Source organism: Allorhizobium sp. Av2, from assembly GCF_021462805.2.
In the GTDB taxonomy this organism is placed as follows: domain Bacteria; phylum Pseudomonadota; class Alphaproteobacteria; order Rhizobiales; family Rhizobiaceae; genus Allorhizobium; species Allorhizobium vitis_G.
Genome location: NZ_CP192699.1, coordinates 284612 through 304907 on the forward strand (window position 1 = coordinate 284612; position 20296 = coordinate 304907).

The 20296-nt window shown below is 57.3% G+C and carries 20 protein-coding genes; 5 read left to right on the forward strand and 15 right to left on the reverse strand.

The window, feature by feature from the left end:
• Positions 1-566 precede the first annotated feature (566 nt).
• Positions 567-1778, forward strand: coding sequence for an acyltransferase family protein (locus FS819_RS27015; protein ID WP_081341787.1), 1212 nt, complete (start codon positions 567-569; stop codon positions 1776-1778).
• A 370-nt stretch (positions 1779-2148) separates the two neighbouring features.
• Here FS819_RS27015 and FS819_RS27020 read toward each other — a convergent pair whose 3' ends face one another.
• From FS819_RS27020 to FS819_RS27050, 7 genes are all read right to left on the reverse strand, one after another.
• The gene (locus FS819_RS27020; protein WP_070149900.1) at positions 2149-3498 is read right to left on the reverse strand and encodes an adenylate/guanylate cyclase domain-containing protein; all 1350 of its coding nucleotides are present in this window, start codon (positions 3496-3498) and stop codon (positions 2149-2151) included.
• An 86-nt stretch (positions 3499-3584) separates the two neighbouring features.
• Entirely contained in the window at positions 3585-3869 is a 285-nt protein-coding gene (locus FS819_RS27025) for a copper-binding protein (RefSeq protein ID WP_070149901.1), read from the reverse strand.
• 21 nt (positions 3870-3890) lie between these two features.
• Positions 3891-4370: a cupredoxin domain-containing protein gene (locus tag FS819_RS27030; RefSeq protein WP_070149902.1), complete on the reverse strand. Its 480-nt coding sequence runs from the start codon at positions 4368-4370 to the stop codon at positions 3891-3893.
• Positions 4371-4410: 40 nt separating this feature from the next.
• Positions 4411-5760, reverse strand: coding sequence for a multicopper oxidase family protein (locus FS819_RS27035; protein ID WP_070149903.1), 1350 nt, complete (start codon positions 5758-5760; stop codon positions 4411-4413).
• A gap of 14 nt (positions 5761-5774) precedes the next feature.
• A complete protein-coding gene (locus FS819_RS27040; protein ID WP_070149904.1) occupies positions 5775-7238 on the reverse strand; it encodes a TolC family protein in 1464 nt (487 codons plus the stop codon).
• Positions 7235-7462 carry a hypothetical protein gene (locus FS819_RS27045; RefSeq protein ID WP_070149965.1) on the reverse strand — a complete coding sequence of 76 codons (228 nt, stop codon included), beginning with the start codon at positions 7460-7462 and terminating at the stop codon, positions 7235-7237. Before FS819_RS27045 ends, FS819_RS27040 begins: the two co-directional genes overlap by 4 nt.
• A 91-nt stretch (positions 7463-7553) precedes the next feature.
• Complete coding sequence (locus FS819_RS27050) at positions 7554-7940, reverse strand: hypothetical protein (RefSeq protein ID WP_070149966.1); 387 nt, start codon at positions 7938-7940, stop codon at positions 7554-7556.
• A gap of 643 nt (positions 7941-8583) precedes the next feature.
• Between FS819_RS27050 and FS819_RS27055 the strand changes: the two genes are divergently transcribed.
• A complete protein-coding gene (locus FS819_RS27055; protein ID WP_070149905.1) occupies positions 8584-9012 on the forward strand; it encodes a DUF305 domain-containing protein in 429 nt (142 codons plus the stop codon).
• Between the two features lie 15 nt (positions 9013-9027).
• Positions 9028-9360 carry a four-helix bundle copper-binding protein gene (locus FS819_RS27060; protein ID WP_081344228.1) on the forward strand — a complete coding sequence of 111 codons (333 nt, stop codon included), beginning with the start codon at positions 9028-9030 and terminating at the stop codon, positions 9358-9360.
• Positions 9361-9413: 53 nt separating this feature from the next.
• Here the strand turns inward: FS819_RS27060 and FS819_RS27065 are convergent, their stop codons facing one another.
• From FS819_RS27065 to FS819_RS27085, 5 genes are all read right to left on the reverse strand, one after another.
• A complete protein-coding gene (locus FS819_RS27065; protein WP_234624962.1) occupies positions 9414-9983 on the reverse strand; it encodes a hypothetical protein in 570 nt (189 codons plus the stop codon).
• Positions 9984-10089: 106 nt separating this feature from the next.
• Positions 10090-10419 (reverse strand): hypothetical protein, encoded by a 330-nt coding sequence (locus FS819_RS27070; RefSeq protein WP_234624961.1) that lies wholly within the window; start codon positions 10417-10419, stop codon positions 10090-10092.
• Entirely contained in the window at positions 10416-10628 is a 213-nt protein-coding gene (locus FS819_RS27075; RefSeq protein WP_070149908.1) for a DUF2933 domain-containing protein, read from the reverse strand. Before FS819_RS27075 ends, FS819_RS27070 begins: the two co-directional genes overlap by 4 nt.
• Complete coding sequence (locus FS819_RS27080; protein ID WP_070149909.1) at positions 10625-12751, reverse strand: copper-transporting P-type ATPase; 2127 nt, start codon at positions 12749-12751, stop codon at positions 10625-10627. The genes FS819_RS27075 and FS819_RS27080 overlap by 4 nt, the downstream gene beginning before the upstream one ends.
• A 202-nt stretch (positions 12752-12953) precedes the next feature.
• Entirely contained in the window at positions 12954-14438 is a 1485-nt protein-coding gene (locus FS819_RS27085; protein WP_070149910.1) for a multicopper oxidase family protein, read from the reverse strand.
• Positions 14439-15072: 634 nt separating this feature from the next.
• Here FS819_RS27085 and FS819_RS27090 point away from each other — a divergent pair.
• A complete protein-coding gene (locus FS819_RS27090) occupies positions 15073-15639 on the forward strand; it encodes a c-type cytochrome (protein ID WP_197432319.1) in 567 nt (188 codons plus the stop codon).
• A gap of 177 nt (positions 15640-15816) precedes the next feature.
• Here the strand turns inward: FS819_RS27090 and cueR are convergent, their stop codons facing one another.
• Positions 15817-16260 carry a Cu(I)-responsive transcriptional regulator gene (gene cueR / locus FS819_RS27095; RefSeq protein WP_070149913.1) on the reverse strand — a complete coding sequence of 148 codons (444 nt, stop codon included), beginning with the start codon at positions 16258-16260 and terminating at the stop codon, positions 15817-15819.
• A 55-nt stretch (positions 16261-16315) separates the two neighbouring features.
• Positions 16316-18796: a heavy metal translocating P-type ATPase gene (locus tag FS819_RS27100; RefSeq protein WP_070149914.1), complete on the reverse strand. Its 2481-nt coding sequence runs from the start codon at positions 18794-18796 to the stop codon at positions 16316-16318.
• Between the two features lie 165 nt (positions 18797-18961).
• On the opposite strand from FS819_RS27100, the gene FS819_RS27105 reads away from it, so the two are divergent.
• A complete protein-coding gene (locus FS819_RS27105; RefSeq protein ID WP_070149915.1) occupies positions 18962-19624 on the forward strand; it encodes an adenylate/guanylate cyclase domain-containing protein in 663 nt (220 codons plus the stop codon).
• An 89-nt stretch (positions 19625-19713) separates the two neighbouring features.
• On the opposite strand, the gene FS819_RS27110 is transcribed toward FS819_RS27105, so the two are convergent.
• On the reverse strand, positions 19714-20265 hold the full coding sequence (locus FS819_RS27110) for a Crp/Fnr family transcriptional regulator (RefSeq protein ID WP_230175147.1): 552 nt from the start codon (positions 20263-20265) through the stop codon (positions 19714-19716).
• Positions 20266-20296: the final 31 nt, after the last annotated feature.

Genomic DNA, 20296 nt, shown 5'->3' on the forward strand with positions numbered 1-20296 from the left:
ATTGGGGAGCGGGCCCGATACAATTAGGGATCTTGCGCATCGACACGTTGAGAGTTGGGGCGCTGAAGTTTCTGTAGGTTGCGGTTCGAAAACTACGCGTCAAGGGTTCGATACCCTTCAAGGCGTTCGAAGTATCTGTGGACATCCACAGCGCGGCCTTATTTAGTTTGCCACGCGGCGCGGCATATCGGTCCCGGTTTCCGGCGTTGCCGTCGCGGCGCTAAATATAATGCGGCGATTCATTTGACCGATTTCTCTAGGGTGAACGGCTTCAACGTACCCGCTAGATGTTGATTGCCACTGGTGACTGACCTGGTCCCAGGGCCGATTACTATCGAAAATCAACAGACCAACTGCCGCGCACCACCGCGCGTGCGGCGTCAAATGCGTCCCGACCCTGCGGTCGATATCATCATTAACTCAGCACCTGAGGTACTGCATCATTGATAATTTTACGAAAAATTTAGGTTAATTGACGGTTTCCATTGTAACCTGTTCCATCGCAAGCGCAGATCGGTAAGTTGATTGGCATCAGCTTTTTCAATGAAACTGCCGGAGCGTTGCGCATGACTATGCTTGCCACCACGAATAACTCACATGCAGGCAATTTAGCTTCGCTCTCGCATAAGAGCGTCGTGGTTACGGGTACTCGGATGCTAGGCCCCGATATTCTGCGCTCGCTGGCGATCTTGCTGGTGATGCTCGTCCATTTGCCATTGAATGCCACGCCCGGAGTATTGGTGACCGTGCGCGAATATGGCTGGCTCGGCGTCGATATCTTCTTCGTACTGAGCGGCTACCTGATCGGCACGCAACTGTTCAAGGAAGTGACGCGCACGGGAGCAGTCGATTTCAAATCGTTTTACCTCCGGCGTGCCTTCCGCATCTTTCCAGCGTTCTTCGTGGTCCTTGGCCTTTATGCCCTGGTTCCGGTCCTTCGCGACAATCCGGCGATGCAGCCTCTCTGGAGGTTCGCCACCTTTACCGTCAATCTCGGGTTCGATCCGAGGGAAGGGAACGCGTTTTCTCAGGCATGGACGCTTGCTGTCGAAGAGCAGTTCTATCTCGTCCTGCCTTTGCTAGTTCTTCTCCTCTACAGACGCATCGGCACGGGACGGGTGCTTGCCCTCGCAGGGCTGCTGATGTTCGCCGGCGTCGTGCTGCGTTACACGATCTGGGATATACAGGTTGGCACCCTTGTCGCAGAGGGCCAGTTCCGCCCCGCCTTTGCGACATACCTCCGAGATGTCTACTACCCGACATATACCCGTCTCGACGGTCTGTTGTTCGGCGTAGTGCTTGCGGCCTCCCGCTTTTTCAAGCCTGAGCTTTGCAGGCAATATCTGCCGCCAAAGGTCACGATTCCCTCAGGTCTGATCTTTGTGATCGCGGCGCTCATCTGCTTCGTTGATCGTGGACCGCTTGCAGGACAAGGCATCTTTCCGGTGTTTCAGGCGCAACTCGGCGCGGTCGCGGGCTTTCCGCTGATCTCGATCGGTATTGCGCTTTTGTTCTGCGCTATGCTCGATCTTGAGCACTTTTTGAGCCGGTGGCCTGTACCGGGGGCGGCTCTCGTCGCAACGCTGTCCTACAGCCTTTACCTGACGCACAAGTCCGTCTTTCACGTCACGCGCCTTGTGCTCGGAGAGGAGAACCTGCAGGGAAGCTTCGGCTTTGTCGTCTATCTGCTTGCAAGCTTAGCCGTCGCGGCCGTTCTCTGGTTTTGCGTAGAGCGAACATTCCTGCATCTTCGGGATCGCATGCTTTCGTGGAAGTAGGCCTGCGCCGTATTAAAGACCCTGTATGTCGAGGCATTTAGTGCTATATTATAGATCTCTCATGCCTTGGGAGGGGGTCAATGTGGAGCCGCAAGATTTTGATACTTCCGTTCGCGATAGCCGCTTCTGTCATTCAGGCCCGGTCGGCAGAACGGCTGCCATTTCATGTCTCGCATTTCCAGGACGATGTTACCGTCAATCTGACAGTAACATCGCTGCAAACATCACCCGTCCAGGACTACGACTTCGATGTGACCATCGGCCTAACGGAATTCGATAGCGGGGGTTCGATCAGGTACATCGACCAGGGAAGCCACGACGTCCGCGTAAAATGTGACGGCGCGGGCAAGGTCTTCGTCGGTGGGGCGGTTTACGTTCCAACGAGGGGTGTCGCCGGAAGTGACTGGAAAGAAGACCTGTGGAAATCGGTCTGCACCTCCCCGGTTTCATAGCTGACAGGCGATGCAAGATTTGCAGCGCGACGGATATAGGCAATGTTGACCGACGCCCTCCTGCCGGAAATACTGACGCCATTGGTGTACACCCAATCATTGGCCCCAAACATACCCGGGACTTCTTCGATTATGCGGTCCGAGACTACGAGTGGCGATTTCAAAAGGCTGGCTAGAGCCTCCAGGCGTTGAGCGACATTGACGGCGTCCCCGATCACGGTGAACTCGTCGTGGAAGCCGCTTTCAATGACTCCGCCGAGAACGGTACCATAATGAAGGCCGATCCCCGCGTTCAGACAGGGGCCGCCCCTGCCAATGTTGTCGTTGCGCCACTCGTCGAGTGCAGCAGTCAAAGACAACGCGCAGGCTAATGCCCGCCGAGCATCGTCCGCCTTGGGCTTCGGCTGCCCGAACACCGCCATCACGCCATCGCCGATGAACTTGTCAACCGTTCCGCCATAGGCGAACACCGTGCCGGCGACGATGTGCCGATACTCACCGAGGACACGGGCAAGCTCGCGTGCGGAAGCCGTTTCCGCATATGACGTGAAGTCGCGGATATCGATAAACATGATCGCCGCGTCCCGCCGCTCTAGGTCAAGGTTGGCACTGGCAGTCTGAAGATCGGCGACGACTGTTGGCGAGAAGAAGCGTGACAGGTTCATGCGCTTTTCCTCGATCCTTAACGCCTGCCTGATGGTGCGTTCGTGATCGCGCGCCAACAGATACACAGCCATCGCAGTGAAGGCGAAACTCATGGTCAGGCCGAGGTCCTGATTGAAGAAGTTGGCCAGTAGTGTTCCGGGCGAGCTGGCGTGATGACGGAACGCCATGAGGGCAAGCATAAGCACCCATGCCAAGACCACGATCGTCGAAAACAAAACGATTAGCCTGCGCTCCAGCTTCAAGGCTACGTGGTTCAGAAGGATGAACGAGACGACCAAGCTCGACGTCGTAAGGGCATGGTCTTCCGTGATCGGACTAGCCAGAATGTGCTCATAAAGGATCATCACGACCAAGGCCGCATCGAGCGCGACGAACAGTGAACCGAGGTGTTTCTGTGTTGGGAAATAGACAGCCACCGCGACGGATGCCACGCTAACGATCAAATAGACCGAGCTGACGATGGCATGGGTCGTAAAACTGGCGAGACCGTCTCCAAACAGGAGGTTGGCGAACAGGATCGAAAGGACAACGAACCGTAGCGAGGCCGATCGTAGTTCCCGGGTGGAAGCACTATTGCTGAACGGCGATGATTTCTGATCCATTGATCCAGGTCTGTACGATCAGCATATGCCGATCTAAAAAGTTGAGGTCGGAAGGGCCGGGCCTTGGGAGGCCAGGCCCGGTCCCGTTACTTGACGTCCGTAACCGTGATTTTGCCCTCGACGCGCTCGGCGACGAACTCAATGTTGGCGCCTTCCTTCAGTTTTTCGAGCATGGCGTCGTCTTTGACGCGGAACACCATGGTCATGGCGGGCATCTCGAGGGATTTGAGCTCCTCGTGGATAATTGTGACTTTCTTCGCTTTGGCGTCGACCTTCTTGACGGTACCCTTGGTGAATTCCGCCGCGAAAGCGCCGGAAGAAAGGGCTACCGCGAGAAGGGCTGTCGAGGCGAATTTGATGATGGATTTCATGTCAGGTCTCCTTGCGTCGAATTATTTCTTGGCCACGGTAACGTCGCCGTGCATTCCGGCGTCGTAGTGGCCGGGAACAAGGCAGGCGATCTTGAAGGTGCCGTCATTGGTGAACTTCCAGATGATCTCGCCGGACTTTCCCGCAGCCAGACGGATCGCGTTCGGATCGTCGTGTTCCATTTCCGGGAATTTCTCCATGACAGCCTTGTGCTCCATAACCTTGTCTTCTTGGTCGAGGACAAACTCGTGATCCAACTCGCCCGCGTTCTTGATCGCGAACACGACCGTCTGGCCCTTACGGACCTTGAAGGTGTTTGGCGTGAAGATCATCTTGCCGTCGTCCGTTTCCTTCATGGAGACCCGGATGGTCTGTGTGGCCTCCGCCTTCTTGCCAGGCTCGCCGACCGCCATGGCAGCGTCATGGCCGCCTTCGTGTGTGCCGGAGGCGAGGACGGGTGTGGCTAGCGCCGCGAGAAATAGTGCGATCATTGCAATTTTCATGATGTATTCCTTTGGTGGTTGGATTGGATCGAGCTGAAGATCAGCCGTGCTTCATGGGCTTGGGCGTGATCTGGGTCTTTGCGTCCTTGGCCTTGGTCGTGTCGGGCAACTCGCCCGTCCACTCCCAGGCTTGCGTTCCGGGTGGGTTTTCGTACCAGCCAGGGTCGGTGTAATCGTCCGCCGCGATGCCCTCGCGAACCTTGACCACGGAGAACATGCCGCCCATCTCGATGGGACCGTGCGGACCCCATCCGGTCATCATCGGAACGGTGTTCTCCGGAATTTCCATTTCCATCTCGCCCATGTCCGCCATACCGGCGGTTCCCATGGGCATGTATTCGGGCTGGATTTTCCTGATCTTCTCGGTGACGGATTTCTTGTCGACGCCAATGAAGGTGGGCACGTCATGGCCCATTGCGTTCATCGTGTGGTGCGACTTGTGGCAATGGATCGCCCAGTCGCCCGGATACTTGGCATCGAACTCGTAGGCACGCATGGCGCCGACGGGGATGTCGATGCTGACCTCCGGCCAGCGGGCTTCTGGTCGCACCCAGCCCCCATCGGTACAGGTCACCTCAAAGTCATAGCCGTGCATGTGGATCGGATGGTTGGTCATCGTCAGATTGCCGACACGGACGCGCACCCTGTCGTCCTTTGACACGACCAGCGGACTGATGCCGGGAAAGATGCGGCTGTTCCAGGCCCAGAGATTGAAGTCCGTCATCTCCATGACGCGCGGAACATAGGTGCCCGGATCGATGTCGTAACCGCTGAGTAGAAACACGAAGTCCCGGTCGACGGGCATGAACTTCTCGTCCTTCGGGTGGATGACGAAGAAACCCATCATGCCCATCGCCATCTGCACCATCTCGTCGGAATGCGGGTGGTACATGAAGGTGCCGGACTTCACGAGATCGAACTCATAGACGAAGGTCTTGCCGACCGGGATGTGCGGTTGCGACAGTCCGCCGACGCCGTCCATGCCCGACGGCAGGATCATGCCGTGCCAGTGGATGGTCGTATGTTCCGGCAGCTTGTTGGTCACGAAGATGCGAACACGGTCACCCTCGACCGCCTCGATCGTCGGACCTGGGGACTGGCCATTGTATCCCCAGAGATGGGCTGTCATGCCCTCGGCCATCTCACGCTCGACGGGCTCCGCCACAAGGTGGAACTCCTTGACGCCGTTGTTCATGCGATGGGGCAGGGTCCAGCCGTTGAGAGTGACGACTGGGGTGTAGTCCGGCCCAGACGAAGGACGAACTGGGGTCTGTGTTTCGGCAGTTTCCATGATGGCAGCCTCAGGCAGGCCCATGTTGGAGGTCTTCGCCCAGGCGGCAGTCGAAACGAGGGCTGCGCCTGCGCCGAGCATCTGTCTTCTGTTGAACATTCTCTTGTCCTTTCTCAGTGACCGCCGCCGCCGCTTTCGGCAGCCGCTGCGACTTCCGTTTCACCACTGGCCGAACCCGCGCCGCCGCCGTAGATGGCAGGCGCGAGATTGGCTTCGGCCAACCAGAAATCGCGTTTTGCATTGACGGCGAGGAGGATCGAATTGACCTTCTCCCGGCTGTCGGCGAGCAATTCGAATGTGTTGGTGATCATGCCATTATATGTGAGGAGAGACTCTTCCTCGATCTTGGCGCGCAGCGGCACCACGCTGTTGCGATAGTGCCGTGCGATGTCGTAGTTCGCGCGGTAGGCTTGATAGGCGGAGCGAGCTTCCGAACGGACGTTAACCGCCTTTTCCGCGAGAACGTTTGCCGCCCGCATGTAGGCCAGTTCCGATTTCCGCATCCGGGCCTTGCCGCTGTCGAAGATCGGGATCACGAATTCCAGCTCTACATTTCCGGTCGTCTGCTTGTGCTTCTCGCCATCCTCGAGTTCTCGCTCGGTCTCGAAGCCGGAGAGAATTTCGAGATCGGTGACGTAGCGCGTGGCTTCCGTCAGCTTGTAGGACTTGGCTGTCGTCGCGAGGTCGAGCTTCGCTATCTGGAGGTCGACCCGACGCTCAAGCGCTTCTGCTTCGATCAGATCGCGCTTGACCAGACTCTTGGGAAGCTGAGGCAGACGGTTCGGAATCTGATAGTCTATGTCCGATCCCCAAAGTCCCATGAGCCGCGTGAGTTCTTCTTTCGCGAGACGGGCTTCAAGCCGTGCCTTGGCGGTCTGTCCGGTGAGTTCGGCGTAGAAGACGTGCTCGCGAGCCTGTCCGCCCTTGGTGAGAGAGCCAGCTTCGCCGATTTTCTGTGCGAGTTCCGAAGCCGCATCTGCGGCCGCCTGCGCCTGGTTGAGCTGGGCTACCGTTTCCCATGAGGCGACGGCGGTGATCCATGCGCGACGCGTGTCGGCGGCGAGCTGTAAGGTCCGCAGGGCCGCATTGAGCTGCGCCTTTCGGAACCCACCGTCGGCGATCTCGACGTTCCGCTTCTGGGTAGCGAGCGCGAGGATGTTGGTGGCGATCACACCTTCGATTGCCTTGTAAGCTTCGAGGCCGGGCGTACCGATTCCCGTCAGACCGATGCCAACGGTCGGGTTCACAAGCATGGTTGACTGCCAGGCATCCGCCGAAGAGTCTCCAAGATCGGCGTAGGCCGCCTGCAGGCCCTTGTTGTTCAGAAGCGCGACCTGAACTGCCGTTTCGACGTCCACGGTCTTTCTCGCCAGCAAGGTTTTCACCCGGCCCGAGACAACCTGAGCGTCTTGGCGGTTCTGCACCCAGACGGTGTCTTTTCCGGTCGCCTCGGCTGTCTTGTTCGCAACATTGGAAAACCCGGCCGTCGCCGCGGAGTATTCCGCAGAGGATACGCATCCTCCGAGAACGAGAGGAAGTGCGACAGTCACGGCACATTTGAGAGTGAAAAAGCTCATGACGCCCCTCCGTCCGGAGCTTGCGCGTCATTCTGGTTCCGCCACGGTTTGGGATCGACCGGGACGCGGTGCGTATAGCCCGCAACGGGATTATGATAGTGAATTGGACGAACGTCGACCGCTAGGTCGGCGATGTCGCCCGAAGCAATGACTTCAGGAGGCAACGTGGCAGCACATCCGCTTGCGAAGAGCGGCAAGGCAGCCACCAGAATTTTGAGGTTCATGGTGTAATCCGAATAGGAGATGTCATCGGCGGAACGAGCCAATCATGCTCGTTGACGCACGTTCAGACCCGCAGGGACGGGTTGATCCTATTCAGATATTCGGTGGACGATGGAGGGTCGGGATTTCACCGAACGAGCGCTGATCGTCAATGAGTCTGTGGATCGACGCAACCACGGGGCCGTCTAAAGTGTCCGTAGTTGCGACAATTGCGAAACTTATGCAAAAGTCGTTGCAACAGTTTTGCTTTCCGACTTTCGACTCTGCGTCGTCCGCAGAAACACTAGCATGGTGATCGTGTTCGCCGATTTGAGCGTCGGCGTGCTCCATGGTGTCCGACACTACTGTCGTACCATTGAGCGCCCCGCCGTGCATGGCGGCTGTAGCAGTGGACAGCGAGTACCCTGCCAGTGACACAACAATCACCAGTCTGATCAGAATCAGCAATTTCTTGCATGTGATTCGATACATCGCGCCCATCATTCAACAGCTACCTTCAGCGCAGCCAAATTTCAATAAAAGAAATATGTCAGGAGATTCACGTCGTTTATGTGGCGACGAGTTTTTCCATTATTTGACTTTAAAGGTTCCAACGCTTGTAAGGTCAAGGGCCGCAGCCGATTGCTCCGACATTAAATCTGGATATCTGGCCGTTCCCCGATGGGCTAAGGCGGAACCGTTTCAGAGTTCAGGTGTTACACAGGGTGATTCACCGGGCACCAGTGGCGATCACGCTCGCAAGCCGAGGGAAACATGTCGATGTGCGTTCGCAACATAACAGACCTAACGTGTCGAGTTCTTGCGATACTTTTCATCCTGTCCAATATCCACGGGATGGCGGTGGCGGCGCATGCATCTGACGATCACTGCCCCTCAGTTTCTTCCTCGTCGTCTAATCGCTATTCTGACGGTGCCATAGGACGCGCTTGCTGTTCCAACCTGACCTGCTGTCCCATCGTAACGTTGGGCGACGTGTTTGTCGCTCCCGATAGACGAAGGGTTGCGGTGTCCGTTGCTGTCGAACAACCAGTAATATCCCTCTCTCTGCAACCGGACTATCCCCCTCCAAAGCTCCTGGACTGAGTGACGATTTACGAAAACGAAGCCAATAAGGAGAACTGAAATGAATACTCTCGTACGAGTCTCGCTCGCTGCCGCGGGTGCCTTGTCATTGCTCGCCACTGTGCCAGCCGCCTCTTTCGCACAGATGGCATACCCAGAAAAATGTAAGTCCGAGATGGACATGTCAAAGATGGATATGATGTCCGGTGACATGGGCATGGGCGAAATGATGACTGACTATCAGAAGGCATCGATGGAAGGCATGAAGTCTATGCACATGAACATGATGCAGGGCATGATGAAGAAGGACGCAGACGTTGCCTTTGTCTGCGGGATGATCGCCCATCACATGGGTGCGATCAGCATGTCCGAGGTGGAGCTGAAATATGGCGACAACGAATGGGCTAAAAAGGCGGCTCAGAAGATCATTGATACCCAGACCAAGGAAATCGCAGAGATGACTGAGTGGCTCGACAAGGAAGCGAAGTAGGAAGGGAGAACGAACATGCATCACCTTTCAGACGAAATGAAAGCCTGCATCGACAATTGTCTCGCCTGCTACCGCGAGTGCTTATCGATGGCCATGGGGCACTGCCTGGAAATGGGCGGCGAACATACCGAGCCGAAGCATTTCAGGCTCATGATGGCCTGCGCGGAAATCTGCCGGACCTCGGCTCATTTCATGCTCCTCGGTTCCGAGCATCACAAGCACGTCTGCCGCGAGTGCGCCGAAATCTGCACACAGTGTGCCGAAGATTGTGAGCGCGTCGGAGACATGGATTCGTGTGTGGCGGCTTGCCGTCATTGTGCGGAGAGCTGTTCAGAAATGGCGGCTTGAAACGTTGGGGGAGAGCACTCTCATCCGTGCTCTCCCCCAAACACGGAGTTTCATCAGGCCTTTGCCCCTTCCAACCAGTAGGCGATCAAACTCGCGGCCCAAATGGCAAAGAGACCTAGCAGTGCCCACCTGAAGTCGGAGTTGATCGCGAAATTGACGGCTGTCATCGTTCCAATCGAAACCGCGCCTCCAAGGATGGCACCGGACACTGCTATGGGCTCCCGCGAGCAGAAGGCCGTAGCGGCCAGTGTGATCATAAGAATACCCGTCGCCATCGCGAAGCCTCCGAGGACCGCAAAGACACGGCCGAGCCAATCTCTCAAGTTCGGCCCGAGTACCGTAAGATCCCCTTCGGTCAACTGCATGTAACGCACGTCTTCGGGCAGCAGTGGTGGGCGAAAGAGAACAAAATATATACCGATGCCGACGACGATCACCCCTGTCGTCGTCAGAAGCAGTGCTGAAGTTGTCCACTTACGTCTATCGAGCATCGTCTTATCCTCAGAGCGGGCCGCTCTTTTTGATACGTCCATCGCCATCGCGACTGACGCCGGGTCAGTCAGGTCCGAGTTTGGTCGAAAAATGCTGCCTTTGCAGCCGCCGCCATCCGCTTGACGCACCATCTTGCGTAGCTTCCACCCAGTAAGGTCCCTGCGATCCGGCCAACCACGGAACTTGGGTAGTTGTAATCGATAAACACGTGGAGACGGCAGAGACGCCCGCTATCCTCTATTTGGAAGGGCATCCGGTAACTTCCGACACGAGAAGGCGCGGCTCTCCGACCGTTTCCCATGCTTTTAGAAACGGTCGTTGCCGCTGAATGACGACTTCGTCTACGTACAGCTTCAAACCAGCTACTTTTCCGGTCATCTTGATCACGGAACCAATGCTTCGCCCGCGAGCTTCGTCGAAGTCATATGCCATGCTTCCCCACAGCATCATTATCGACGATCTCTGCATTCGCCTGCCGGGTTTTGCCTGCTCGTCCATGTAGTCAAATAGACGTTCTGCCGACGTCGTCACCTCGACATCTGCCTGTGCGGAGTGTGGGTAGATCAACGTGTTTCGTCCTTACCCAGGCGGTCCTCGCCGTGACCACCATGGCCATGACCACCGTGGCCATGAAAAAGATGCAGGACGGGGCAAGCTAACAGGAGAAAGTAGGGCGCGAGACCAAATGCATGCGCCCAGTGCTCGCGCAAGAGGAAGAAGGCGAAGATGACGCCCATCGACGCAGCAATCAGCGTCCATTTGCGATCCCATTTCATATCCGGACGCTCCTCAATCTGAGGGCGTTGCCAATGACGCTTACCGACGAAAGCGCCATCGCGGCCGCAGCGATGATCGGAGACAGCAAAAGTCCGAACGTGGGGTAGAGCGCTCCAGCGGCGATTGGGACGCCAGCCGCATTATAAATGAAGGCGAAGAACAGGTTCTGCCGGATATTGTTCATTGTTGCATGACTCAGTTGGCGAGCCCGCACAATCCCTTGCAGATCGCCTTTGAGCAGAGTGACGCCTGCACTCTCAATCGCGACATCCGTGCCGGTTCCCATAGCAATTCCGACATCTGCGGCAGCCAGGGCAGGGGCGTCGTTCACTCCATCCCCAGCCATAGCGACGATCCGGCCTTCTTCCCGCAAACGCTTGACGATCTTGCTCTTGTCTTCCGGCAGGATTTCGGCTTCGACCTCGGTGATCCCGAGCTTTCGGGCAACTGCGTCGGCCGTTGTCTTGTTGTCGCCGGTCAGCATGACGACCCGGACCCCTGCCTTCAGTAAGGCTTGAACTGCATCAGGTGTCGTCGTTTTGATTGGGTCGGAGATCGCCAACAGGCCTGCCACATCGCCGTCTACCGCGACGAAGATGACAGTTGCGCCTTCTCCTCTCAGCGCCTCCGCCTGGCTGGTGAGAGAGGAGACATCGATATGCGCGTCCTCCATAATGCGGTGGCTGCCGATAATGAGCTTTCGTCCATCGACACTGCCCGTGACCCCTTTGCCAACCGGGCTATCGAAACCTTCCGCAACGCCGAGAACCAGCTCCCGTTCTGTCGCCGCGTTGACAATGGCAGTTGCCAGTGGATGCTCGCTCGCCCGTTCCAGTGTTGCCGCAAGGCGCAGCAGTTCGGTTTCCGTGAACCCGTTTATCGCGGACATCGACGTTACCTTGGGTTTGCCCTCGGTCAGGGTTCCGGTCTTGTCGACGACCAATGTGTCGATTTTCTCGAAACGCTCCAGGGCTTCGGCATTCTTGATCAAGACACCAAGACCTGCACCCCGGCCAACGCCCACCATGATCGACATTGGGGTCGCAAGGCCCAGTGCGCAGGGGCATGCGATGATGAGCACTGCGACTGCGGCTACAAGGCCGTGGGCGAAGCGCGGTTCTGGTCCCCATATCATCCACGCTACGAATGCCACGATGGCAATCCCGATCACCACGGGGACGAACCAACCGGAAACTTCGTCGGCCAGGCGCTGGATGGGCGCTCGCGAGCGCTGGGCGTCCGCAACCATGCGAACGATCTGCGACAGCATGGTATCCCGGCCGACTTTTCCAGCTTCCATGACGAAGCCACCAGTTTGGTTCATCGTGCCGCCTATCAGCTTTGCACCGACCTCTTTGGTGACGGGCATCGATTCACCGGTGATCATCGATTCATCAACCGAACTGCGACCTTCGATAAGGCTGCCATCGACGGGGACCTTTTCACCTGGGCGAACCCGAAGCCAATCCCCCACGACCACCATTTCCAGGTCAATGTCCTCGTCAACCCCATCGCGGACGCGGCGTGCCGTCTTCGGGGCAAGATCAAGAAGTGCGCGAATGGCACCACCGGTCTGTTCCCGGGCTTGTAACTCCAGCACCTGTCCAAGCAGTACCAGGACAGTGATGACGGCTGCGGCCTCGAAATAGATGGCGACCGAACCGTCGGCGGAGCGGAACGTGGCGGGAAACAGACCAGGTGCAAGGGTTGCAACAACGCTGTAAATCCACGCGACCCCCGTCCCCATTGCGATCAGTGTAAACATGTTCAGGCGCATAGTGACGAGCGACTTCCATGCTCGCTCGAAAAATGGAAAGCCTGCCCATAGGACGACAGGTGTAGCAAGCACCAGCTGAATCCAATTCGAAGTCTGGGCACCAAGCACCATGTGAAGATTGGTGAGGTGGCCACCCATTTCCAGCATGAGCACAGGCACGGACAGAACGAGCCCGATCCAGAAACGGCGTCTCATGTCGAGATATTCGGCGCTGGGTCCGGTTTCTACTGTGACCACTTCCGGTTCCAGCGTCATCCCGCAGATTGGGCAGTTCCCAGGCCCTATTTGCCTTACCTGCGGATGCATTGGGCAAGTGTAAATCACGCCTTCGGTTTGTGTAGTCATCGAACTTGCAGCACCATTCCCCGCCGCGTGACCTTCAGTTGCATGATGTTGATGATGATCTTTGTGTTCATCCATTTGGAAAAAACTCCTTGGGTACGTCTCTATCGGGAAGCATAAGTTGCCCTGGCTAGTCCAAGATGTCGTGAGGAGCGCGACGCGGCTTAGACTCTGCGCAGCGACGCTCGACTTCGACGGCAAATGCTTAGCTTCCGTCCCTATAGGCGACGAACGACATCATTCCGGATGCCATGTGGTAGAGGTGATGGCAGTGGAGGGGCCAACGGCCGGGATTGTTCGCATCAAAGGCTGTGACTACACTTCCCATCGGCGGAACCAGAACGGTGTCCCGCACCGCGCCCTGAATCGTGTTGCCGTTGATACCGATTACCTGGAAATGATGACCGTGCAGATGCATCGGATGCGCCATCATTGACATGTTCTGCATGGCAACCTCGACCCGGTCGCCGTGCCTCACACTGAGGCCATCGCCTCCGTCGATTTGCCAGGTGTAGCCCGCCATGTCGCCAGTCAGGGTGAGAGCGAAACGATGATCTGCGGGACGCGTTGGAAGAGCCTCGACGGCCCTCAGCCGCTGTTCAAGTTCCAGCCCGAGAACAGGTCCATTTGCCGGACCACGCGAAGCAATCTTGGCAATGTCAGCCCCAGGCGAGGCGAGGATGACCCCAGTCCGCTCCAGTGATCCTTCACGTAAGGCGAGAATAGGATGGACTCCCCCGGTTTTTGGAAGCTCCAGCCGTATATCCAGGCGCTGGCCCATTGAAATCGGAAACTGATTTCCCGAAATCGGGTGGACCAACAGTCCGTCTACCGCAACAAGACGCCCTGCAAGGGCCCCAGTGTCGATGGTGAACGCCGTCGCCGTCGCGCCGTTGATGATGCGTAGACGGACCAGACCGCCTTTCTCCGTCGAAACCACCTGTGGGTCGTCGAGCGTGCGATCATTGGCGAGATACGCATCGTACTCGATGTCGTTCAGGTCCATGGCTGCCATTCCTGGCATCGCCATACCGGACATATGTCCTCCGTGCATCCCGGCTGCCATGCCCTGCATCATAGCACCATGGTTCATGGCCAGGCCGCCCTTGGAGCGGGAGCCTTTAAGCCTGGCGAGCAATTCCTCGGCGGGTGTGAACGAAAAGTCATGCAGGAGAATGACGACTTCTTGCTCATCACGCCTCGCGTCATCGGCAGTCCTGACAATTAACGGGGCGGCCAGCAAGTTTTGCTCCTGAAGCGTGTGCGCATGCATCCAGTGTGTCCCCCCGGCACCGACGGGAAACGTATAGCGGCGGGCTTCGGCTGGACTTAAAAGTGCAGACGGATTGTCCGGCACGCCGTCCATTTCCCACGGGGGCGTCAGACCGTGCCAATGGATGAGCGTGGGATCGTCGATATTATTGGTAAGGGTGACGTCGAATTGACTATTTGCTTCCAACGTGATGCCCGCTGTGCCGTCAGGTTGAACGAGCCCAAAAACGCTAGCGGCCTTCCCATTCACTTCGATTACCCGCTTCCCAATGGAAAGCGAACGGGTTCCGATTTCCGCCAGCGGTTGCAGTGTACTGGTTGTCACCTGCGGCCGGCCGCTCGTGGGAAACAATGTGGAAGCCGAACCAGCGACCGCTACACCCGTCAGTAGTCTTCCTAAGAATTCACGACGATTCATCTCTTTGCCTCATTTTCTCGTGTCGGCCTTGCCGACGAAACGGCGCCGCGTGGAGATCACGGGCACCGACGATCATCCGCCATGGGGCGGGGAGCGATCAAACAAGGGATCGAGGAGGCGTGAAAGGGGGGCGACAGGTGGAGCCAATGAAGGACGCCTGCGGATCAAGGTATTGCTGAGAGCCGGAATCCAGGTGAAGAACGACAGGGTTCCAAACCGGAAGAATGACGTTGCACAGGCTGCATACGCTTTTGCAGCAAGCCTTCTGCTCGACAGGGTGGTGATCACCTTGTCCAGCTACGTCGCGTTTGGATGTTTCGATATGTTCAACTGGGGATAAGTCGTTATTGCAAAGAGTGGGAGCGGCCTCGGCCATCGGCGCGACGAGGAACATAATTGCGACCAAAACGGCCAGCAATTGTCTCGCGCATCTTCGAATGGTTTGGTTTGCGGCGAACATGTTTTCGCTGGGACCCAATTGTCATATTCAAGCACGATACCATGCCGTTGCAGGAGTTGCGTTGATCTTGATCAAACGCGAGGAGGTTTCGAGCCCCGAAGGTCGAGCCTCCATATGCTCGGATGGTCAAAACTGGGAGGAAGAGCCTCCGGGAAAAGGGAGTGTAGCATGGGGATGAATGCGAGCGCGACGAAACTGGCCACTCTTGTGCTTCCAATAGTCGTTTTCGCCACGGCCGTCTCCGTAGCAACCGCTCAAACCGCCGCGCCCGGCAACGTAGTCAAAAGACAGGACGGCATGAAGGCGATGGCAAACGCCGCCAAGATCATCAACTCGATGTTCAAGGACACGTCACCCTACGACGCGAAAGCGTTCAAAGCGGCCGCCGAGACTATTCGGGCTCACTCGGGAGATAGCCTGTCGGCGTTGTTCGACGGTTCCGCCAACACGGCTGGCTCGAAAGCCAGCGCAAGCATCGAAACCGACCGTCAACAGTTCGACAAGTTGGCTGACGATCTTGGCATCTACGCGTCCGCGCTGTCTATCGCAGCTGACCGAAATCCCGACACGCTTGGCCCAGGAACGCGGATGAAGGGGGGCGAGGCCATGATGGGCGGACCCCTGGCAAAGAAGATGGATGCCGCACGAGAAGCGGAATCAATGCCCGCCGAACATGCCTTTCATCTGATGCTTCAAACATGCACCTCTTGCCACGCGAAGTTCCGGATCGAGGGGAAGTAGCGAAATCCCAATGGATGCCTCCAAGTGTGATCGGGTCGAGGCTGTTGGCTTTGGAATTTCGTTCAACTGCCACCCGTTCTCCAGGTATCCCGAGCGACCGGGCGGCTGGGTTCTTTTTTTACGGTGTTTGCAACAGCTTTCGTCAGAAGTGGAGATGAAGGCAGGAAGGATAAGCCCTCACTTCATAGCGTTAACCCCAAACCGGGCATTGATTTCCGGGGTGTCCTTTTCCGTCGCGTTCGCAATCTCTTCAATGATCGGGCAATCCGGTCTATCGTTGCCTTGGCAATGGTTCGCCAGGTGCTTCAGGGTCTTGGTCATGGCTTGTATTGCAGCCGCCTTGCGTTCCAGTTCGGCGATATGCTCAAGAGCAATCGCCTTGACGTCCGCACTCGCTCTGGATCGGTCACGCCATAAGGTCAGAAGCGTTTTCATCTGCTCCACTGAAAAACCGAGGTCCCGGGCTCCTCGGACAAACCGCAATGTATGAATGTCGTTGTCGCTGTAAGTGCGATAGCTCGCCTCCGTCCGGTGTGCGGGGCTTATCAGCTTGATCTGCTCATAATAGCGGATCATTTTAGTCGAAACGCCGCTCGCTTTTGAGGCTTGTCCGATATTCATTTTGATATCCTTCCAGGAGTGGACGGGCGTCCGGCGAGAACCGGACGCCAAGTTTTCATGCCGGAGTTGCCCGACGAAGCCGGAGCGCATTGCCCAATACAAACACACTCGACATCGCCATCGCAGCCGCTGCAAATATGGGCGACATCAGAGTGCCGTTCACAGGATACAGCACTCCGGCGGCAACAGGGATCAGGAGGACGTTGTAGGCGAATGCCCAAAACAAGTTCTGCTTGATGTTCAGGATCGTGGCCTTGCTGAGAGCGATGGCCTTCGGCACACCGTTCAGGTCTCCGGACATCAGCACGACATCGGCACTTTCAATTGCGATATCGGTTCCTGTCCCTACCGCCAGGCCTATGTCGGCCTCGGTCAGGGCAGGAGCATCGTTGATGCCGTCACCGATGAAGGCCACCTTTCGGTTGCCGTGCCGAAGTCTCTTGACCGCCTCGACCTTTCCTTCCGGCAAAACCTCTGCGATGACTTCGTCGATACCAAGCTGCCTGGCAATCGCCTCGGCGGTGCGACGGTTATCTCCGGTGATCATCGCCACTTTAAGACCGAGGTTATGCAAGGCCTTGATCGCCTGAGGTGTGGTTTCCTTCATTGGATCGGAAACGGCGATGATGGCCGCCAGACGTCCATCGATTGCCGCGTAGAGCGGAGACTTGCCGCTGTCACCGAGCCGTTCGGCGTCGCGGGCGAACCTCGAAACATCGATCTTGTGTAGCTGCAGGGCGCGGTCAGCACCAACAAGGATGTCCGATCCGTCCACTGTCCCGCGCACACCAAATCCAGGTGTCGCCACGAAATTCGTCACAGGGGCCAAACCGACGCCTTTCGCCTTCGCTGCCGATACGATGGCTTCGGCAATCGGATGCTCGGACAAAGACTCCAGGCTGGCAACCAGAGCCAGAACCCGGTCTGCATCGAAACCGTCGGCAATGATGAAGTCTGTCAGCTCCGGGCGTCCCTTGGTCAGCGTTCCGGTCTTGTCGAGAGCGACGACATCTGTCTCACGCAGGTTTTGCAAAGCCTCACCCTTGCGGAACAGGATGCCGAGTTCAGCCGCACGACCAGTGCCGACCATGATCGAGGTCGGCGTTGCCAGACCCATCGCACAGGGGCAGGCGATGATGAGAACCGCGACCGCGTTGACCAGCGCAAAGGTCAGCGCAGGAGAGGGGCCAAAGACGTACCAGGCAACGAACGTGAGGACAGCCGCGAGGATCACCGCCGGGACGAACCAGCCGGTCACCTTATCGACGAGCGCCTGGATCGGCAGCTTTGAACCCTGCGCCGCCTCGACCATCTTGATGATCTGGGCAAGCAGCGTGTCGCTGCCGACCTTGGTGGCCTTGAAGGTGAAAGACCCTGTCTTGTTGATGGTGCCGCCGACAACCTCGCTATCCGAAGACTTCTGGACGGGTACAGGCTCTCCGGTGATCATGGATTCGTCGACGTACGAGCTGCCGTCCACCACAGTGCCGTCGACCGGGATTTTCTCACCGGGTCTGATCCGGATGACGTCGCCGACGACAACGTCGCTGATCTGAATTTCGACGAATTCACCTCCATGCGAGACGAAGGCCGTCTTGGGTTGCAGTCCGACGAGCCGCTTGATGGCCTGGCTGGTCCGGCCCTTGGCGCGAGCTTCGAGGTATCGACCGAGCAGGATCAGCGTGACGATGACGGCCGCAGCCTCGTAATAGACATTCGCGGTTCCTGGAGGCAGAAGGCCAGACAAAAAGGTTGCAACGACCGAATAACCCCAGGCCGCAGACGTACCAAGGACGACAAGCGAATTCATATCAGGCGTCCAGCGCAACAGGTTTGGCACACCCTTCTGGAAGAACCTCAGACCCGGACCAAACAGAACCAAGGTTGCCAGCACGAACTGGAGATACAGATTGTTACGCATCCCAATGGTGTCCATGATCAGTTCATGGACGCCGGGAATGAAGTGAGAGCCCATTTCTAGCACGAAGAGCGGCAGTGTCAGCAACGCCGAGAATACCAGCATACTTTTCAGGGTGCGCATTTCGACGGTGCGACGGTCCTCACCTTCATCGCCGGCATCAGCAACCACCTTGCGGACGTCATATCCGGCACCCCGGACGGCGGCCTCAAGCGCCGTGATCTCAGTCGATCCGGAAATCAGACGAACGGTCGCCTTCTCCGTAGCAAGGTTCACAGCCGCGTCGATGACACCGGGGACTGCCTTCAGCGCCTTTTCCACACGAGAAACGCACGAGGCGCAGGTCATACCTTCGATGCTAAGTTCTTGGGTGACAATCTTGGGCTCGTACCCGGCCTTTTCGATTGCGCGGAGTACCCCGTTGGGGTCCGGCGTTCCGGTAAAGTGAACGGTTGCACGTTCCGTAGCCAAGTTAACATTGGCCGAGGCCACGCCGGGGACGGCAGCAATGGCTTTTTCCACGCGCACGACGCAGGAAGCGCATGTCATTCCCTCGATGCCAAAATCGGTCGCGATGGGCACTGGAAACGCTGGTGTGATCTTCGATATTGCAGTCATCGGATGGGTGTCCTTTTCCTTAACTGCATAGATAGATAAACCTTCCCAGCATGGTAAGGTCAAGCGATGTTTTGCAAGCGCGTGGATGAACGTTGCACAGGGCGCGAATGCGGGCGAGAATGAGGGTGTCGCAAGGGATCAAATCTTCGAACCTTGGAGGGCGATATGAGGCAGCGAGAGGATTCGGCGACACCAGCGGCCACAGTTGCGTTCGTAGATATCGCGGGATTCAGCGCTATTTCGGACGTTTATGGTGACGCGGCTGCCCTTGTCGTGCTTGAAGTATTCGAGGGCATGGTCCGCGACGCCCTCAGCGGCTATGAGCCCCCAATCAAATGGATCGGCGATGAGGCGATGCTCGCGTTTCCCGAGCCAGATACAGCGATCCAGGTGCTCGGAACGCTGTTGCAGGCATGTCGTAAAGAATCCCGGCTACCTCTCACTCGGGCGGGACTTAACCATGGGCCCGTCATCCACAGAGCTGGTGATCTATTTGGATCGACCATCAACATTGCAGCACGAATCACCGCGCTCGCATCGCCTGGGCAATTGCTTGCAACTCAGCCCATTGCCGAGGCAGCTGTCACAAGGGGTATCGCGGTACGAGACCTCGGCATGGTGGCACTTAGATCGGTAACCGGGGAAGTCCCTCTCTACGAGATCGAGCTTGCTCCGTCGGCTGACCCGGCCTGGATCGATCCCGTGTGTAAGATGCACGCGCCATACTCATCCTACAGGCGGGCCGCGCCGGATGGACCGTGGTTTTGTTCGCCTCGTTGTGAGGAATCATATCGGCGATCGCCGCGGACCTACGAGGTGCCCCGCTGAAGTGACAAGGCAACCCCTGGCCAGTGAATGGCGATCCCAGCCTCGGCACGATTCTCAATCCGTGAGTTCGGTGGGCGGGCGACAGAGATTCAATGATCCCGTGTAGAGCTACCTCGGCGTCGGGATATCTCCCTGTAGAGCGCTTCCGGCGAGACACCAATTTCGTCTGCCAAACCTCGCCAGTCGCCTCTTGCTGGCAAGGCATCATCGTTCCAGGCTATCCAAGCATCCAGGCGGGCACTGACCGTTCTGAGCGCAGCAATTTCTGACCGCTTTCTGGCGCTCACCAGTTCGCGCGAGAGATGTGCCATCCATTCCCTTGCAAAAATCAGGTCATGTTCCAGCATTTTTCGGACCGCAGGAACGGGCACCAGTAAAGCTTCGGTTGCTGCCGCCGCGACAGCGTCGCAATGATACCGCTCTGAAAACAGCGAAGCTTCAGCCAGTACGGTGCCTGCCGTCGAGCGCTGCAAAAGCGCCTGGTTTCCATCTGCCTGGAAACGGACGAGGTTCACACACCCTCCCGCGATAAGAAAGAGCATGTGCACCGGATCGTCCCGGTGGAATAGATGCTCGCCCTTTACAAAGGACTTTTGAGCAACGGCTTTGGTCGTCAGGTGGCTGACAATTTTTTCCGACATGACAGCTATCATGTCTCCGCCAGTCATTAGT

What these genes read in the sequence shown, in the direction of transcription:
- FS819_RS27105 (WP_070149915.1), top strand. Translation starts at nt 18,962, where the DNA reads ATGAGGCAGCGAGAGGATTCGGCGACACCAGCGGCCACAGTTGCGTTC.
- FS819_RS27020 (WP_070149900.1), bottom strand. Translation starts at nt 3,498, where the DNA reads ATGGATCAGAAATCATCGCCGTTCAGCAATAGTGCTTCCACCCGGGAA.
- FS819_RS27050 (WP_070149966.1), bottom strand. Translation starts at nt 7,940, where the DNA reads ATGGGCGCGATGTATCGAATCACATGCAAGAAATTGCTGATTCTGATC.
- FS819_RS27060 (WP_081344228.1), top strand. Translation starts at nt 9,028, where the DNA reads ATGCATCACCTTTCAGACGAAATGAAAGCCTGCATCGACAATTGTCTC.
- cueR (WP_070149913.1), bottom strand. Translation starts at nt 16,260, where the DNA reads ATGAATATCGGACAAGCCTCAAAAGCGAGCGGCGTTTCGACTAAAATG.
- FS819_RS27030 (WP_070149902.1), bottom strand. Translation starts at nt 4,370, where the DNA reads ATGAAAATTGCAATGATCGCACTATTTCTCGCGGCGCTAGCCACACCC.
- FS819_RS27040 (WP_070149904.1), bottom strand. Translation starts at nt 7,238, where the DNA reads ATGAGCTTTTTCACTCTCAAATGTGCCGTGACTGTCGCACTTCCTCTC.
- FS819_RS27055 (WP_070149905.1), top strand. Translation starts at nt 8,584, where the DNA reads ATGAATACTCTCGTACGAGTCTCGCTCGCTGCCGCGGGTGCCTTGTCA.
- FS819_RS27065 (WP_234624962.1), bottom strand. Translation starts at nt 9,983, where the DNA reads ATGGTGCGTCAAGCGGATGGCGGCGGCTGCAAAGGCAGCATTTTTCGA.
- FS819_RS27090 (WP_197432319.1), top strand. Translation starts at nt 15,073, where the DNA reads ATGAATGCGAGCGCGACGAAACTGGCCACTCTTGTGCTTCCAATAGTC.
- FS819_RS27100 (WP_070149914.1), bottom strand. Translation starts at nt 18,796, where the DNA reads ATGACTGCAATATCGAAGATCACACCAGCGTTTCCAGTGCCCATCGCG.
- FS819_RS27085 (WP_070149910.1), bottom strand. Translation starts at nt 14,438, where the DNA reads ATGAATCGTCGTGAATTCTTAGGAAGACTACTGACGGGTGTAGCGGTC.
- FS819_RS27110 (WP_230175147.1), bottom strand. Translation starts at nt 20,265, where the DNA reads ATGTCGGAAAAAATTGTCAGCCACCTGACGACCAAAGCCGTTGCTCAA.
- FS819_RS27075 (WP_070149908.1), bottom strand. Translation starts at nt 10,628, where the DNA reads ATGAAATGGGATCGCAAATGGACGCTGATTGCTGCGTCGATGGGCGTC.
- FS819_RS27080 (WP_070149909.1), bottom strand. Translation starts at nt 12,751, where the DNA reads ATGACTACACAAACCGAAGGCGTGATTTACACTTGCCCAATGCATCCG.
- FS819_RS27015 (WP_081341787.1), top strand. Translation starts at nt 567, where the DNA reads ATGACTATGCTTGCCACCACGAATAACTCACATGCAGGCAATTTAGCT.
- FS819_RS27045 (WP_070149965.1), bottom strand. Translation starts at nt 7,462, where the DNA reads ATGAACCTCAAAATTCTGGTGGCTGCCTTGCCGCTCTTCGCAAGCGGA.
- FS819_RS27025 (WP_070149901.1), bottom strand. Translation starts at nt 3,869, where the DNA reads ATGAAATCCATCATCAAATTCGCCTCGACAGCCCTTCTCGCGGTAGCC.
- FS819_RS27035 (WP_070149903.1), bottom strand. Translation starts at nt 5,760, where the DNA reads ATGTTCAACAGAAGACAGATGCTCGGCGCAGGCGCAGCCCTCGTTTCG.